This window comes from Mesorhizobium sp. WSM4809 (assembly GCF_055811655.1).
Window position 1 is genome coordinate 1 of sequence record NZ_JBVVQW010000075.1, and the last position, 267, is coordinate 267.

Annotated in this window: 1 protein-coding gene; it reads left to right on the plus strand. The window is 63.7% G+C overall.

What is annotated here, in order from left to right; all coding sequences use genetic code 11:
* Nucleotides 1–267, plus strand: a 267-nt coding sequence (locus AC0L24_RS33920) for a protease modulator HflK N-terminal domain-containing protein (RefSeq protein WP_473565106.1), incomplete at both ends; no start/stop codon positions are given.

The following is a 267-nucleotide window of genomic DNA, read 5'->3' on the forward strand; positions in this document are numbered from 1 at the left end:
GGTCGGGCCAAGGCCGCCGGATCTGGAAGACCTTCTGCGGCGCGGCCAGGATCGCCTCCAGCAGATCATGCCGGGCGGCTATTTCTCCGGCATTGGCATTACGTTGATCGTGCTGCTCATCATCGCGTTCTGGCTGCTGTCGGGCGTCTTCCGGGTGCAGTCCGAAGAGCTCGGCGTCGTGCTGCGCTTCGGCAAGCATGTGCGCACCGTCGAGCCCGGCCTGAACTATCATCTGCCCTATCCGATCGAGACCGTGCTGCTGCCAAA